The 17732-nt window shown below is 40.9% G+C and carries 11 protein-coding genes; 5 read left to right on the forward strand and 6 right to left on the reverse strand.

Going from position 1 to position 17732, the window contains the following annotated elements; all coding sequences use genetic code 11:
* Window positions 1–34: 34 nt before the first annotated feature.
* The 4 genes from HBH39_RS14720 to HBH39_RS14735 form a co-directional block, all read right to left on the reverse strand.
* Window positions 35–3808: a S8 family serine peptidase gene (locus tag HBH39_RS14720; protein ID WP_167679438.1), complete on the reverse strand. Its 3774-nt coding sequence runs from the start codon at window positions 3806–3808 to the stop codon at window positions 35–37.
* Between the two features lie 179 nt (window positions 3809–3987).
* The gene (locus HBH39_RS14725; RefSeq protein WP_167679439.1) at window positions 3988–6078 is read right to left on the reverse strand and encodes a winged helix-turn-helix domain-containing protein; all 2091 of its coding nucleotides are present in this window, start codon (window positions 6076–6078) and stop codon (window positions 3988–3990) included.
* 267 nt (window positions 6079–6345) lie between these two features.
* Window positions 6346–7017, reverse strand: a complete 672-nt coding sequence (locus HBH39_RS14730; RefSeq protein WP_167679440.1) for an SDR family NAD(P)-dependent oxidoreductase — start codon at window positions 7015–7017, stop codon at window positions 6346–6348.
* 333 nt (window positions 7018–7350) lie between these two features.
* Entirely contained in the window at window positions 7351–7494 is a 144-nt protein-coding gene (locus tag HBH39_RS14735) for a hypothetical protein (RefSeq protein ID WP_167679441.1), read from the reverse strand.
* Between the two features lie 58 nt (window positions 7495–7552).
* On the opposite strand from HBH39_RS14735, the gene HBH39_RS14740 reads away from it, so the two are divergent.
* Complete coding sequence (locus tag HBH39_RS14740; RefSeq protein ID WP_167679442.1) at window positions 7553–10327, forward strand: hypothetical protein; 2775 nt, start codon at window positions 7553–7555, stop codon at window positions 10325–10327.
* Between the two features lie 216 nt (window positions 10328–10543).
* On the opposite strand, the gene HBH39_RS14745 is transcribed toward HBH39_RS14740, so the two are convergent.
* Entirely contained in the window at window positions 10544–11755 is a 1212-nt protein-coding gene (locus tag HBH39_RS14745) for a dicarboxylate/amino acid:cation symporter (RefSeq protein WP_167679443.1), read from the reverse strand.
* Between the two features lie 451 nt (window positions 11756–12206).
* Between HBH39_RS14745 and HBH39_RS14750 the strand changes: the two genes are divergently transcribed.
* Both HBH39_RS14750 and HBH39_RS14755 read left to right on the forward strand, forming a co-directional pair.
* A complete protein-coding gene (locus HBH39_RS14750) occupies window positions 12207–12452 on the forward strand; it encodes a YdcH family protein (protein ID WP_167679444.1) in 246 nt (81 codons plus the stop codon).
* 92 nt (window positions 12453–12544) lie between these two features.
* Window positions 12545–13033, forward strand: a complete 489-nt coding sequence (locus tag HBH39_RS14755; protein ID WP_244325669.1) for a hypothetical protein — start codon at window positions 12545–12547, stop codon at window positions 13031–13033.
* Window positions 13034–13099: 66 nt separating this feature from the next.
* Here the strand turns inward: HBH39_RS14755 and HBH39_RS14760 are convergent, their stop codons facing one another.
* Window positions 13100–14071: an aldo/keto reductase gene (locus tag HBH39_RS14760; RefSeq protein WP_167679445.1), complete on the reverse strand. Its 972-nt coding sequence runs from the start codon at window positions 14069–14071 to the stop codon at window positions 13100–13102.
* Between the two features lie 315 nt (window positions 14072–14386).
* Between HBH39_RS14760 and HBH39_RS14765 the strand changes: the two genes are divergently transcribed.
* Together HBH39_RS14765 and HBH39_RS14770 are read left to right on the forward strand one after the other, a co-directional pair.
* Window positions 14387–14980 carry a hypothetical protein gene (locus HBH39_RS14765; RefSeq protein ID WP_167679446.1) on the forward strand — a complete coding sequence of 198 codons (594 nt, stop codon included), beginning with the start codon at window positions 14387–14389 and terminating at the stop codon, window positions 14978–14980.
* A 345-nt stretch (window positions 14981–15325) separates the two neighbouring features.
* On the forward strand, window positions 15326–17395 hold the full coding sequence (locus HBH39_RS14770; RefSeq protein WP_167679447.1) for a M13 family metallopeptidase: 2070 nt from the start codon (window positions 15326–15328) through the stop codon (window positions 17393–17395).
* The last annotated feature ends 337 nt before the right edge of the window (window positions 17396–17732 follow it).

The following is a 17732-nucleotide window of genomic DNA, read 5'->3' on the forward strand; positions in this document are numbered from 1 at the left end:
CTGATGAGGATTACATCAAACTTGCAATAAGCCGTTAAAAACGACGACGAAGTGCGATTAATCCGGCAAACAAAAGTGAAAGCATACCTAAGCTACCACCACTGTCTTTTTTAAACGTTGATTCAACTGTTAGCGTATGGCTCGCTTCATTGACGCCATCAGAGGCAATGACAGTGAACTCATGAGTACCTTCAGTTTCAAGCTCGCCTGAAATTTCAGTACCATTGATAGCCAGTGCACTAAAGCCTGAACCCATTACTATGTAGCTTAAGGCATTACCTTCAGCCTCAATAAATAGCCCTGCGATATCTAACGTGAAACTACCAGATTTGCCTTTTTTGAAGGTCAACTGTGGCGTAGGTAAAGCAGCCGCAACTTCTTCATTCACAATAGGAGCAACGTCATTGACATCAGTAACCATCACTTTAATGGTTTCGGTTTCACCAACACTGTTACCTTTTTGAGATGTCACCTTAATTTCAAACTCTTTATTGTTCTCATAATCAATTGCTTCAGGATTCACGACATATAATTCGTGAGTCTCTTGATTAATCGCAAAAGGCGTTCCTACAAGGGTATTAGTGATGTGTAGTAAAAATGGTTCAAAGTCTGTCGAGCCGTAGCTGAAGAAACCTTGAGTATCTAGCTCGATTTTACCAACTACCGTGCCAACTGATACATTCTCCTCAACGTGGAAGACTTGACCAGCCTTCGCTTTAGCTGCAATAGCACCGTCATCATCTAGTAATGAGTTGTTACCAATTTGCATGAAGTCATCGTTTACGCTCATCACCATGAACTCTGCAGGGGCTGACGCCATACCAATGCCGCCTTGAGCAGTAGCAGCTACCGAGGCTATATAAACCTCTTCACCTGGTTGTGCGGTATAAATGGGTGAAAATTCAAGATCCCCCACTGCAACATCTTCAGACATAGCCGCAAAACCAACGTGTATCGTGCGATCGTTAGCTACATCATTACAAACTTCTCCACCGGTAAACCAATCAAAGAAACATTGCTGCTCAACTGAATACCGACCACCACGGATTGGATTGAACTGCGCAATTGGCTCATATTGTTCTTTACCCGTGTGGCGGTCTGTTTGAATGTGAAAACCAAAGTTTTGGTCAAAATCTTCCACGCTATCAAGATCATGGTGGTACATTTCTTCAAGACAAATTTGCGATATCACATTCTTGCCATTGTTGGCAAAATAGGTAGGCAGCTTTGATTCTTTCATGCGGCCATTAGGGTTACTCCAATCATAAGGAATGTTGTAATCAATCACATAAGTTACAGGCTGGCCCTTGGTATTTAATGAAACACGTGGCTGGTTAACTTTCTGTGCATCATCCCAAATATAACCGTCAGAAAAACTCTCATTCCAGCCATTTTCTAAGACAATTGATTCATAAAACAAATCATAAGCAAATAGTTGCTCACCTCTATCTTGGTAGTTAGCAAGTGTAGTATCAGCACGGTCAAATAAGCTCACCGCGATGTTTAACTTTTTACCACTTGAACACATAGGTTCATCATAAATACCACCACCAACAGCTCTAATCTTGTGGCCTTTGATATTCTCAAGTTCCGGTTTAATCGTGCGATTTTGCAAAATTAACGGGTAAGCATGAAAGGTAGTTTCAGAGGTTGAATCATTAACAAATGTAGCCGTATAAGCTTGATAACCGGCATTACCAACCATGTCATCAGGATACAATTCACGTCCCCAAGCAAGGTGACTCCATTCAGTTTCAAAAGTATCAGGGTTCCAACCTAAATAGGTAGGAAACTCAGTCGCATTAGGACGCTTAGTGATCGTTGTGCTTGGACGAGCTTTAACCATCCAACCTAAATTCAGTTCAGGATTACCTTCTGACGCAAGGCTGATATAACCATTTAACTCAGTCGCTTTAAGTTTTTCATCAACATGATCTGTGGTCATCATCAATGGCCACTGAGGTAACTTAGTACCATCAACCATCATAGTGACAGGGATCACCACGCTTGAGTTAGCCGGAATGCTAACAGACTCAGGTAGGCTAAGCGTAAGCGCAGCATGAGCGGCTTTATCGCCAACCATTTTGAACGATAAGCTGTAAGTTTGTGCGGTATCAGAAACGTTACGTAAAGTAATATTTTTTTGAACCGTAGCACTGCCAGCAACTTCATGCATGCCAAACTGAACATAAGGCTGATTACTATCTGATTCCCAAGCAACCAATGGCGAGTTAATTGCTGCATCAATGTTTTCAACACCGTGTCCGATAGAATAAATCTCTGCAGGTGTAATACCATCACTTTCAAGAATGCTATTAATATCCGCGGTGTTAGCTAATACCGCTTTAATTTCTGCAGGACCAAAGCTTGGGAATTGGCTCTTAATCACGGCAGCAGCGGCAGCAATTCTGGCTACACCGGCCATAGGGCTAGAGCGCACGCCATATTTAGGCGCAGTTTCATCAGGATTAGAAATTTTTGCAACCGGCTGATTATCAGTCATAGTGACAATTTCTGGTTTTAGCGTTTGTGAGCCACGAACAGGGCCCATTGCCGCCCACTCAGGAACAACTAATGTTTCACCATCGTCAGCATAGTTAACAGCGCCAACAGTGATTGCAGATGTTGCACTACCTTCTGCTGAAATCCAGTTGCGGTGCTTAGCTTCTGCCTGACCATAGATTGAATACTCAGCAAGATCACCCGCATGCGTAACAACGGTAATACCTTGCGCAGACACTCGCTCTATTAATATTTGAAGTAAGTTAACAGACGCATTGCCGTCGATATCAAAGAAGGCGCCAGCACCTGAGGCTTCTAGTAAGGCAATATCGATGCGGTCGCTAATGTCACCATCTTGGTTTGGATCAAGGGCATGTTCGAATGCACTGATAATTTTATCAAGGGTAGGACCAGCGGCTGTGATGTATGATGGATCCCAGCTTGCGCCTGAAACGTTAGACACTTTATAAGCATGCAGCTTAGCACCGGGCGCTAATTGGTGAACAATACTGGCAAGCTCAGTACCCATACCAGTAGGGTACTCCCAGCCATTCCAAGATACATAACTTAGGTTTTGATCAATTGGGTTAGCATCATTACCGTAGTTTTCACTTGAGAAATCCCAGCCACCTGCAACAACTTCAGTTGGAAAACCGCTGTATTCAATAGCACCATTTTCTAGAGCTTCTAAGTAGCTGCCTGCTGGCGGTGGTGTTTCAGGATCGTTATTTTCACCATAGACACCTGAACCACCAAATATCGGTAAAGTGTAATCGATACCGGTAGAAATAATTGCTACGCTAACACCTGCGCCCGCAGATTCATTGCCGGTATATGGAGGTAGCAAAGCCACCTCTTCATCTGCCATTACGGTAACGTTTTGGTCAAGGCTTTTCACACCTTCTGTCAACTTAACCGTTGAGCTGTTGTTGGCATTAAACACTTGCTGCACCGCTTCCAGTGCCTTTACTTGCTCAATCGCGCTAGTTTGTAGCTCTACATTAATCATGCTAGCCACTAAACTTGAGCGAGCGACTAATTTTGCTTGAGGGTCAATAGCCTTAATAGCATTGAAGACTTGGTCTTGGAATGAAGCGACTTCGGCTAAACGTTGTTTGTAGTTTTGCTTATTGCCTTGAAGCTCAATAGCGGCGGCAGTATTTAAATACAATGCATAGGTTGTGCGTTCTTGTTGCTGGGTGGCATTAAATGCTGATACTGATTCGGTTTGAATTTCAGCGTGTAAAGCCCCCGATAAGATGGCGGTAGAAACGCATAAAGCGAGTGTGCCTTTTTTAAAGTTCATGTCCATTCCTTCATGTTATTTATTGTTATGAACCCCTTTACAGGGCTTTAACCAATTAATAACGTGCTGAGATTGTTCTCACAACAAGACACGACTCACTTAATACTCAAATTTATATCTCTAGTTATCTTTTTGATATCTTTTAAAGGTCTATTTTATTTAAAAACAGGTATTTAACGCTAATTGTTTAATTGATAACTTGTGATGTCAGCCTCATTAGCCACCTTCAAAGTGAGTAATAATGACTGTTCATTTGCACTCGATAACCCAAAAAATTTGCGGATGGTGTTCGCTGGAAACGACATTATTGTTTCGGTTTCTAAGTCGGCATTAATGCGTTGAATTTTGTCTTCTTGATTAGTGCGTTCAATAAAATAAACAAAGCCATTTTCGTAATAAAAAGAGCCAAAATCATACTTAGCTAAGCGATCGGTAATTTGTATGCTCTCATTAGTTGACGCATCAAAACGCCAGATGCCGTTTAAATTAAAGCGAGACATATACAAAATGTTAGCTGTTTCGCCCTCAACAGCATAATTACCTCTACCAAACTTAATCGGCTGTAATTGATGATTTAGAGAATAACGATAAATTGCACTTTGCTCATTCTCAGTACCCTTGAAATAAATCGCTTGCCCATCTTTAGACCAACTAATGTTTTCAGCCGCTAGGTCACCAATATCAACGCTTTCAAATAATTCTGATTCCGTATTACCCAAAAATAAGGTTTGTTTATCATCAGAATTAATCGTAACAGCAAACATTTGACTGGTAGGTGATGTAGCGGCGACACCTGCATTACCCATATTTCTGGTTAGGTTCTTACTGCTTATCTGATTATTTTTCCAAATAGACCATAATTGAGACCGATTAGACAAAAACAAGATATCATCAGTGGTTTTTGAATATCGCGCATACAGATCACGAGACGAAGAAGATATTGTTCTGACAACTTTTTGATCATCATAATTAATCTGCGCAATATATTCTTTAGAGATATGTTCACTGATATAAAGCGTATTGGTCGCATTGGAAAAACTGACACTACTTGGCAAGCCTTCATGACTGACTGTCGAAATAATTTGCCCTTTTAAGTCTACTTTCGATATCGCTAGCGTTGCTGCATCAATATGGTTAACAAAAAACAGGTTATCTTTTGTACTGTAATCAAAATCAACAATCGCCACTTTATTAGCTATCACATCGGTTAGCTGGCCTGCCGCATTTTGAATAAGCAAACTCATTTGTAACGAGGAGCTTTTTTCACGAATAAAGGCAACCCCTTGATTATTTGCTAATTCATGGGGTGAGAAATCAATTTCATTTTTACCTGGCTCGGTTAACTGAGCCATTTTTTGGGTACCTATAGAATATGAAAACAAGGCAACGCGATCACTTAATTGCTTAGCAAAAATCAGCGTGTCATCATCGCTATTGGACCAAGTTAGCACCCGCTTATAGGGAAGGTAAAAGCAGCCTTCGGTGACTAACTCGTCTGTGTTTTGCAATAAATTTCTGACTCTAACTTCACAAGCACCGGCAGAAGATAATCTGATATAGGCTAACTTCTCATCAGTTGCCGACCAAGCAGGTGAAGCTTCTTCATACTCACCAAAAGAGATTAATTTTAACGGCGAGTCATTATTACGTAGATCTTTTAAGTATATTTTTCCTAGTAAGTCACCACTTCGCCACTGCAATGCCAGTAGTTCACCGCTATTAGAAACGGCAATGTGCTCCTCAACCCCTTCAAAATTAGTCACTTTATTCTTAATAGTTGATAGATTTGATGTGGCGGGTTCGGTTTGAAAGTTCGTTTTGAAAAAATGGTAACCTGAATAGCTCAATAACAGAATAAACATCAAACTAAACACCTTCACCATCCATCGAGAGTAGGTATTAGCAGGCTGAATTTGATTTGCTTGATTAGGATTGCTGGTTTGAGCAGTAATCGTTTCAATAGGAAGAACCAATTGATAACCTAATTTAGGTAAAGTGAGTAATAACTCATCTTCAATATTGAGATCTTTAAATGACTTGCGAATAAGCCAAACCGAGTTAGTAAAGCCCTTTTCGCCAACACCTTGATTTCCATCCCAAATGACATCAATTGCCGTTTGGCGAGAAACAATATGATCAGGACTGTCAATGAACAACTTCAGTAATTCAAATACTTTGGCCGACAATTTTACCGTCTTATCATCACAACTTAATGTCATGATGCTGCAATCTAATACACAAGGCCCTATTTGATACTGAACTGACTCCATCAACCCTCACCTAACAAACTATTATTATTTTAGAGATACATCATAAATAAACTTTACTTAAAAACCATTAGGCTGTCAGACTGCAAATGATACAAATTAGGGTAACTATTTATAATAGAACAACTTTAAATAGGTAACACTTTGTATCAAATGTATAGCTAGTCAAAAATGATACATAAAAAAGCAATATTCAGCGCTTTTTGGTCTTCATTATCCTAAACAGGATACCACTGAAAACTAGTATTTACACTTTATTAACATTTATTGCTAACGCCTATTGATAGTGATATCAGAAATACAGCCATGCTCTGTTTGCATAAGGGCCCCTTTTAGCATGCTTGCCGCTTCGTCAGCCGTCATAAAGCTGGACGTATCTATGGTTTTAGCGCTATTTATCCAAAATGCGGTATCCATTCCTCCTGGGTATACCGCAGTAAATCGAATAGGCTTAGCTTTTAACTCTAATCGCAGTGACTCAAGCAAACCTTTTACTCCCCACTTTACTGCACAATAGGTTGATTCTTCTGGTTTGGGTACTTGTGCCGCCGTCGACATGACCACTACCACATTGATAGCTAAATCTTGATACCGCTTCACCACTTCACGTAAAAATAAACAGGCAGACAATAAATTATTTTCAATAACGGCTGCTATATCATCTGGTTTCTGAGTATCTAAAGGGCCAAAACACCCACTGCCTGCAGAAAATATAATACAAGTGGGTGTTATAGGTAGCTCATCAAACAGCAATGAAACAGACTGTGCATTTGATAAATCAACACTTTTACTACCAAGTAAATACTGCTGATGACATGCACTTGCGGTATCGGCTAAACGCTCTGGATTACGCCCACTGATAAAAATAGGCTGATGATCTGCGCTGTATTGTTTTGCAATTGCCGCACCAAGGCCACTACTTGCTCCCATAATTAAAATCATTCACTCACCTTTAAATTACAAACTGACACAAAACTCGTCACATCACACTATAGCGAACAAGTACATTTTTGGGTGATTAATTCCGTGGCTACCATGCCGTCACTCAACAAAAAAATGAACAAATAGGCTTAAATAGCAATTATTTGACGCTTATCAAGCTTAAAATGCTAACGATTTGTTAAAAAATTTGAATCTTCAGCATAGTTTGAGTTATCTTGTTCTCGGCGAAGGAAGCGCGCACATGCAAATTAGGCTTTTTCATTATCAACCGGGTCAAAGGTAATGTGAAATGAACTAATTTTCATGGAAGAATTTAAGAAGGTTTTGCAAGTATTAAATAGCAATATTGTTGGATGCATCCCCCTGTAAATCAGTTTCCTGCCAATTTTTGTTTCGCTGCGGCACTTGATGTCTCAGCTGCAATAAATCATCAATAATAATGTCGTTTTTGGTAATCACTTTTTGATGCCACAACATTATGCAACATATTGATATAACCAAATTATCGAATAATGCTTTGCAAGGGTGAATAACAATGAATGCAGCTAGTCTACCTAGCCAACAAAACACCATTATTGAAGAAATTAAAAATCGTGTTCTAGAAATAGACGCGCTTCGTAATGGCACAAAACATCCCCAAGAAATCGACTTACCGCTAGATTATGTATCAGCGTTAGATGAGATAACTCAGATTGATCGTGAAGAGATTGAAGATATTGCCCGTGATGTTATTGCAAAACATAAGAACATCACTCGCTATGTGCCGCAAAAACGCCAAAAAACCAAAGAGCGCGATCTCAACCACTGGTTAATTAATATTTCATTACTATTAATTGGCGTGGTCGTTGTGCAAGTTGTGTTTTTGGACGATGGCAGCCCCAAAGATCCGCATGAAAAAACATTTGCAACCAAAGTGGCCACCACAGATTTTAGTGCATTTGGTGATGATATTAGCGATACATTTGCAAGTGTAATTCAAGCGGCACAAGCCGTCATACCCACTCGTGACTCATTAGCAGATTTACCTTTTAGCTATAACGATGTAGAACAAGCCGCAGCAGAAACTTATTCCGCAATTGTCACCTCAACGCAAGATCTATTCGTTGAAGAATCACCAAGCCAATTGCTCCCAGAGCAAACCGAATCGTCACAACAAGCGAGTGCTGACATAAAGCTTGCCAATACCGTTACTGAATCATTAACGCCAGATGTTTCAGAGAATCAAACAGTCGAAGAAATAGCAGCGATTGAGTTTGCCATGACTCAAGCAAATCTCCCGGCAAAAAATATCAATGTTGTCGCGACAGAACAAATTAGCCAAGACGCTGATGTTAATCAGATAACTGAGCACAATGATGCACAGACGCTACAAGATCAGAGGTTAAGCAAAGCCGCTCTGATTGATGATGCAGTTGTTGAAGTGATTGACGTTGCGGATGTGACTGAAGTGACTGAAGTGCCTGCAACGGTCGACGTTGCTGATGTAAGTGAAGTGACTGAAGTGCCTGCAACGGTCGAAGTTGCTGACGTAAGTGAAGTGACTGAAGTGCCTGCAACGGTTGAAGTTGCTGATGTAAGTGAAGTGACTGAAGTGCCTGCAACGGTCGAAGTTGCTGATGTAAGTGAAGTGACTGAAGAGCCTGCAACGGTCGAAGTTGCTGATGTAAGTGAAGTGACTGAAGTGCCTGCAACGGTCGAAGTTGCTGACGTAAGTGAAGTGACTGAAGTGCCTGCAAAGGTTGAAGTTGCAGATGTAAGTAAAGTGCCTACAACGGTCAAAATTGCTGATGTAAGTGCAGCGAAGGAAGTGCCTGCAACTGTCGAAGTTGCTGATGCAAGTGAAGTGACTGAAGTGCCTGCAACGGTCGAAGTTGCTGATGTAAGTGCAGCGACGGAAGTGCCTGTAACGGTCGAAGTTGCTGAAGTGGTTAAAGACGTTAACCTTGCACATGTCACCGATGCACAAGTGACATCGACAGACGTAGCTTCAACAACAATAACCACAACAGCTAGTCATCCCCTTGATAAATCGAGCCTCGAGGAAACTAAACAAGCGGAAAAAACAGCTGCAATACTTGCTCAACAAGATCAATCGCAATCGCTCCAAGCGATAGACAGCCAATCTAAAGCTGAAGCAGGATTGTTCGACACAGTTAGAAATAAGTTTAATGCGTTTGTGGCCAGCATCATGAGCTCTGAGGTTGAAACACATGTCGCTAGCCAATCAACAAATGCACAAAAGGCTCAAACAGTTTCAAAAACCGCAATCAATGAACTCGAGACCACTGTAGCCGCTCCCATTAAGACAGTTGAAACCACAGCAATAGAAGTGGCATCGTCACCTTTACCAGCCGAAGCTGCGAGCTCAATTGGTGAGCTAGAGTCAGAATTAGTCACTCAAACCGTTGAGACAAGTGAAATACTCGAGTCGGATATAAGCAATGAAGATGCAATATTACAGGTTGAAACATCTGCAGGACTGATTGAACCACATATAGTCACTCATGATGAAGGTTTAACAGTAGGTAACTCAGCCCCAATATCAACTGCCCCCGAATCGACACCACAAGCGGAAGAGTTAGTTAAGATAGTGGAACCTCAAGACAATACAATAGAGAGCATTGCCACTGAAGCAGATGCCGAAATTGCCATCACAGAAAAAGTTACACCAGAAGAGGCAATACTTACCGTTGGCCTTGCTCAGCCCATTTCTACCGAACCTGAGCCGCAAGCGTTGACCACTAAAACGCCTAGTCCTACAGATGAACCTGTAACCGTTGCAACTGAAATCATCACAGACAAAAGCACGACTCAAGTCACTCGTATCACACTCGATTCAGATGATGCTATTGATGAGGTCACTGAAAAAATTATTGCCGCTCAGCAAGCACCAATTCAACAACCAGTAATTCAACAGCCAGCCGTTCAACCTGTAGGTTTTAATGGGCTTAACTTAAAGCTGCAACTAAACTCGATTGTTGACCTGTCGCAACTGGCAAAAATGTCGGTAAATCAATTTTATGGTTTTGAAGCAAGACTGCCTAAGCCAGCAGATAATATTCCATTACCTGTGAATGATTTAAAGGCCCATCCATTGATTAAAGATATTTACCTATCGGAACAAAGCAATGTGATTGTTAAACTCGCCTCGTCATTTGGCGAAGACTCAGAGCTCACCTTTATCCCGAGCGTGACGACTAATGGCGGGTTTATTAATTGGAAATGTAATACCAATATCGACCCTTCCCTGTTAACGGGTCCCGGTGAATCGCCATGCGACTTAACCAAAAGCGCAGCGGTGAATCCCTAAATCAGTTGGCGATACAAAAGTCCATATATACTCGATATAAAACAAAGGGCATAAGATGATTCTTATGCCCTTTTAACACTATTACAGTATGAACCCAAACGCCCTATATTGGTTGTCATACATTCTCAGTTTCAAAAGTCTCTGCTTGATATGCACTCAGTTCAAACCATCTGTGACACAAGCGCTCAAGCCATTATTCGCAGTTCAAGTTATCAATCATTGTGCAGTCTGTTGATAATGTTTACCGTTAATTCGCTCAACAATTTGCGTTGCGGTTAAATCATGCACCACATTAATGACAGTTGATGCGGCATCAGTTAACGCTCCCAGCACCACTAAAATAGGGATCACCTCCATAGGTAAACCTAAGGTGGTCACAATAAATATTTCACCTAAAAAGGCACCGCCGGGAACACCGCCAATCACAAATGCAGACAATACTGAAATAAGAATCGTGATCATAAAGACATCAGCGCTAAATTCTAGGCCAAGCAAAGAGTAGATAAAAACGATTTTTAACGCGGTGATCATCGCTGCCCCGCCTTTATTTAAATTCACCAATAATGGCAAACTGATTTCAGCAATTTGTTCTTTTAAGCCCATTTTATTAGCACTTTGAATCGTCACCGGTAAAGTGGCTAATGACGAACTGGTCCCCAAAGCTGTCACAGCAGGCACTAACATATGTTGCCAAAATACTTTCACTCCTTTGTTGCCACCTCCAAGCCAGGCATAAAAGGTCGACCCTAAGGTTAAATAAATGGCTGTAGCAATGAAAAATAGCCCCACAGCACGAGCAAATGTTGTCATTAACTGCGCATCTTGGCTAGCCATGGTCGCCGCAAAATATGCCCCTAATCCAACAGGCGCTAAATACATTAAGATACCAATAATCTTCATGATCACAGTGTTCAGACTATCCAGCAAATCCGCAACTTTGATACCGTCAACACCCGATTGGCCAATAGCAATTCCGCTGATCACAGACATAATAATTAACGCTAAAATATTCGATTTAGATAGCAGCCCTACAAAGTCATTTGTGGTCAGCAAGCTAACAAAATCCATATTTCCCGCCACATTGTCTACCGACTGAGTCAGATCTAATGTTACCCCTTGGGCAGGATCAAAAGCTTGAGCTAAAAACACCATAGCAACAGATGGGATCACCGCCATCACAACAGATACAGCCATGATAGAAATTAAAATAGCTCCTAATTTTTTTAAATCGGTCATGCGGGCAATAGATGACATCACACTAACTGCCACCAGCGGAACAATAATCATAAACAACAAGTTAAGAAAAATTTGCCCAATCGGTTTTAGCTTGATAGCAACATCAGGTAACCATAAGCCCAACACACTGCCTAGAAGTAAAGCTGATAATAAAATCAGTGAAGAGCGATAAACACGAAATAATTTCCACATAAGACATCCGATAAAATGTATAAGCATAACTAACTTAGGTTAACTAATTACTTTATACAATGGATTAACGATTAACGGTCAGAATCACCAGTTACGCATTGGGTTGCTCGCCATGCATAATATTGATAGATATCACATATTAGACAGAAAGTTTGTAGGGGATTTTTTACAACGACAAGCTCAACTCGGTTTTGAATGATTTATTTATCTCGCGTCACTCCCATGTAACCATGGCTATACCCCTTGAAGAATAAGCATTTACAGGTTTATATCCAAGCTGATAACTGTGCGATTACACACTGAAAGTTAATGATTAGACAGGTAATTCTATCCAAGCTAAAGAGCTTAAAAGAACAGCAACTATGCTCTATACTGAACTCAGATAATAATCGCTATTAAACAAGCTTAACGGATTATTATCCACCATAAACTACCAAGCTTTGGAGGCACTATGTTAGGCGAAAACCACGCATTACGAGTTGAATTTCCAGATCATTTAGACACCATCACATCCCTCAATAACAACGACACAAACTTTGCGGCTGAGCTTAAAGAATACGACAATCTTGACAAAGAAATTCGTGAGCTTGAATTAGCTGGCAGTCCAGTGTCAGATGAAACCTTGCATCAGTTAAAACAACAACGCATGGCACTAAAAGATTCGTTAGTATTACGCATACAACAATTTGAAGGCTAACCTCAAGCGATCAAACCCACTTACTAAATTTGTCGACTGAGTCTAAATATAGGCTCAATCGGCGTTAGTTAATACTCCTAGATAGCCAAGCATTGGCGGCAATTTGTCAACTAGGCAATAAACCCATTGGCATTAAGTTAGCGCCATATTTTGATATGTCCCACTTTATTGCAGTTGCCAATATTATTAAAAAATACCCCGTCCAGTTCATCACCTGCATTAACTCCATTGGTAATACATTGGTTATCGATCCGCATACTGAGCAACCCATTATTAAACCTAGAGGTGGATTTGGCGGTTTATGTGGTGATGACATTAAACCTATCGGGCTTGCCAATGTTCGCGCCTTTAGACAACTGTTAGATGACAATGTACAAATCATTGGCGTTGGCGGGATTAAAACAGGAATAGATGCATTTGAATACTTATTAGCTGGTGCAGATGCTGTGCAAATTGCCACCTGTTTTGAAAAACAAGGGCCGGATTGCTTCGCCCGTATTGAGCAAGAGTTGAGTGATTTTATGCAAGCCAAAGGCTACCGTGAGCTAGCTGATGCAAAAGGTAAATTAAAGCCGTTATAAACAGCTGAAGTAACAAGAAAATGAATGCATTTTGGCATTCATTTTCTTTTGTTTAGCTTATATCCCCTAAGGTAATTCTTGCCCTTTAGCACTGATATATAACGCATACCAATGCTCACGAGACAACTCAACCTCACTCACTTGACTACAGGCTTTAATGCGCAAAGGATTGGTTGTACCAATAACCGGTTGGATCATTGCCGGATGACGCATCAACCATCCCAACACTATCGACTCAGCAGAAACACCGTATTCTCCGGCAAGTTTGGCAACTAAACGCTGGGTTTGTTGCACTTGAGGCGCTTTAGTTGACACATCCACACCAGAATACAAACCTTGGCATAAACTTCCCCAGGCTTGAATTTGTATCTGGTTTTGACGGCAATACTGTAACAAACCAGGTGTAAAATTTATGTCTTTACCATCGGTATTGCCTGCATAAACTGTCTCATCCAGCCAATCATGCTTATGTAAACTCATCTCGACTTGGTTAACCACCAAAGGGGTATCCAAAACTTGTTGCAGCTCAGCGATTTGATACTGCTGCATATTCGACACACCTAAAAAACGCACCTTACCTGCGTCCCGTAAAGCATGAAAGGTATCAGCTACCTCATGGGCTTCCATCAGTGGATCGGGGCGATGTAAAACCAACACATCAAGATAATCACAATTTAGCTGCAGCAAACTTTTATTCACAGAGTGAGTCATCCACTGAGTCGAAAAATCATATCGTTTGGGGCCTAATTCGTCCTCAAAGCGAATACCGCATTTAGTTTGAATGTACATCTGCTCACGTATTGATTTTCGCTCGCGAAGTATGTGACCAAACACTTGCTCAGCCTTACCTAATGTATAAATATCAGCATGGTCAAAATAGTTAATATTATTTTCTAAAGCACTATCAATCGCCATATTCGCTTGATTAACGTCTGCGGCGGTAATGGCATTGGCATTCCAGCCGCCACCCAACCCCATGCAGCCATAAACCAGAGAGCTGACATTAGATAAATAAGTTGATAAAGGCATGGTTTTCATTTGAAGTATCCAATCAAAAGCTAAGTGAACAATTGTAGCCATTTATTGATGATGGTGAAGAAAAATCACAATATAATTCATTGCTCAACTAGCACCTACTAGCACCTACTAGCACCTACTAGCCAAAACGAACATCAACACATTAACGCAATAAACAACAGCTAGTTTAATAAATGAAAATTAATTTGGGGGCGAGTTATCTTGTGCCACAAATCAAAAAATCTAGGTTAAAATACCCCACTAGCATGGGTCTAGGTTACCCATTTAGCTAGACGGCTAATCAATATAGTGTTCACTTGTATTAAGTAGGTCTCAATGAAGTTTGGAGTTAACGACAGCAAAGTGTATGCCGATGTAGAGGCAGAAACCTTCTCACTTGCCGAAATGCTGGAGTCAGTTGAAAAAACAGAAACTCAAGCAAACATCGATTTAAGCGTCGATGATGAATTAATTGAAAAAACCAATAATCGCCGTGACTATCTTTTTTATCTAGCAATACAAAGCTTTGACATTACCAGTCAAGCCGCCATCGACCAACTAGCCACTAAATTTAACTGTACAAAAAATGATATCGTTAGTGATATGAAAACCTTATCGAATAAGGAAACTTGGCAGTATCATAAACAACGCGTTAAAGATCTCATTAAAAGCCATAATTATCAAAAGTCGATGCTAAAAGCAGCCAGAAAAAATGATATCTCAAATAAAATGGAGCAATCATTTTCATTTGATGAAAAAACCCTAGTAGCTTTGGCCAAAGAGTTTAAATGTCGACCTGTGCATATTGCTGAAGACATTAATCACTTCAAAAAATTCTCGACCCAAAAACAACTTTTTATCGACAGAAAAAGCAAAGCCCCGATGATCAGAGCACTCACTCGTTTTGCTCGCTTTAATATTCAATATTAGACCACTCAGCTCTAGGCCAACCTGCACAACCTGCACAACCTGCACAACCTGCACAACCTGCACAACCTGCACAACCTGCAAGGATGCTAGCAGCGCTTAGCAAATCGGCAATCTAAAGATAATTAATGCCATCGCCTTGGCGTTGAAATACACGCGACTAACAACTCCATTTGAGCCAAAAATCTTCTCAATACGTAGAAGTGTCAACTTTTGCTAACAATTGTATATTTGACATTTACTGTCAATCTTAGACTATAAGAGCGGAATAAATTAAAAACTCAAAAGCAGCACTACTTTTACCCACTTCATAATTGAATGAAGCAATCGCTAAGGAAGCAAACAACAATGAAAAAGTCTTTAATCGCCATCGCGATGGCATCCACTTTCTTATCAGCTTGCGGCTCATCAGATGTAAACAATGCTGATGCGAACACCACGATAACCGCCCCAGCGGCTAAGGCTGAGTTAGGCAATTTTGGAATCGATTTAACCGCTCGCAATGAAAACATAAAACCTGGCGATGACTTTTTCATGTATGCCAGTGGCACTTGGTATGACAATTTTGAAATGCCAGCAGATAAAACCCGCTATGGTGCTTTTACCGCATTAGCAGAGCGTAGTGAAGTGCAAGTAAAAGAGATTATTGACGACATTACTAGCCGTTCAAACCTCAATGCTGATGAACAACTCATTGCTGATTTTTATCAGTCATACATGGATGTCTCAACCATTAACAAATTAGGCATCAAACCTATCCAAAGCACTTTAGACAGCATAGCTCAAGCGAGTTCTACCGATGATTTAACTAAAATTTTTGGTTCAGCATGGTTAACAGGAACCACCTCGCCAATTTGGGGAGGAATGTGGTTTAACCGCTTAGACCCAAATCAATATGAAATGTCACTTGGTGCTGGCGGCTTAGGCTTACCAGACCGTTCATACTATCTTGAAGATAGCGAACGCTTCGTTAATATTCGTACCGCCTACGTTGAGCACATTGCGCAAATGTTAGCTTTTGCGGGCATTAAAGATGGTCAAGCACGCGCACAAGCCATTGTTGATTTAGAAACTAAAATCGCCCAAGGCCACTGGCCACGTGAAAAGCGCCGCGATCGCGATTTAACCTTAAATCAAATCAAGCGTACTGAATTAGCCCAAGCCTACCCAGATTTTAATTGGGACTTATTTTTTGCCCAAACAGGCTACCAAGTACCGCAATTGAATATGTCTCAACCCGAACCGATTAAGGCAATGATTGAGCTAGTGAATAGCCAGCCTCTTAATGTGTGGCAAGATTATCTGACTTACCACACGATCAAAGGCAATGCTGATTATTTATCGGAAGATATTTTCGAAACCAACTTTGAATTTTACGGCAAAACCTTAAATGGTCAGCAAGAGCCACGCCCGCGCTGGAAACGTGCAGTAACCGAAATGTCAGACACACAATCACTGGGTTTTGCCATTGGTAAAGTGTATGTTGCTCGCTATTTCCCTGAATCATCTAAGCAACAAATGTCAGTACTGGTTGAAAACTTACGTACCGCATTAGGTCAACGCATCGATGGTTTGGACTGGATGAGCGAAGAAACCAAAGTGAACGCAAGAGCTAAACTTGCCGCATTCACGCCTAAAATTGGTTATCCCGATGTATGGCAAGAGTTTGATGGCGTTCAATTATCCAATAACGATTTAGTGGGTAATATCGCCAATCTACGTCAGTTCTTCCATGCTGATAGTGTGGCAAAAGAACTGCAAAAAACCGACCGCAATCGTTGGGGCATGACACCACAATATGTGAATGCTTATTACAACAGCTCATTTAACGAAATCGTTTTCCCAGCCGCCATTTTACAGCCGCCATTTTTTGATCCTAATGCCGACCCAGCCGTAAACTACGGAGGCATTGGTGCAGTCATTGGGCATGAAATGGGCCATGGTTTTGATGATCAAGGCTCAAAATCCGATGCGAATGGCATTCAACAAAACTGGTGGACTGACGCTGATCGCGCTGCCTTTGAAGCCAGAACGCAAAAACTTGTTGAGCAATACAGTTTATATGAGCCACTACCTGATAACTTCGTAAATGGCCGTAATAGCCTAGGTGAAAACATTGGTGATGTCGGCGGTTTAGCCATGGCTTACCATGCTTATCAACTCAGCTTAAACGGTAAAGAAGCGCCTATCATTGATGGCACAACCGGTGATCAGCGTTTCTTCCTGGCTTGGGCTCAAGTGTGGAAAGAAAAGCGCACCGAAGAAAGCATGCTCAATCAACTTCGTGGCGGTACTCACTCTCCAGGACGCTACCGTGCTTTAGCACCACGCAACCATGACGCTTGGTACAAAGCCTTTGATGTCAAACCGGGTGACAAGCTCTATCTTGCTGAAGATGAGCGCGTACGTATTTGGTAACCTTTAATTAAACGGTCCAAAATATTTATAAATACCATTAAACAAATGCCAGTTAAGTACTGGCATTTTTGTTAGCTTCAAACCTAAGCATAAATTAATTGTCATTATGGGCTATTAATTTGAGCAAATGGCTGCATATTTTATCTAATACCAATCACGATAAGTAAGTGATCAAAAATAGCGTAGAAAAAACGCTTGAGAACAAGGCTGATGTTTTCGATAAGTAGTTATTCTACAATCAAAAATCTAACGCTGTTATCAAGTGTTTTAACAAGCTAGGGTGATCAGTTATTTATTACGATTGGTATAATTACCACACAGGCTAAAACAATTAACC

The sequence above is a fragment of the Shewanella aestuarii genome (genome assembly GCF_011765625.1).
Lineage (GTDB): Bacteria > Pseudomonadota > Gammaproteobacteria > Enterobacterales > Shewanellaceae > Shewanella > Shewanella aestuarii_A.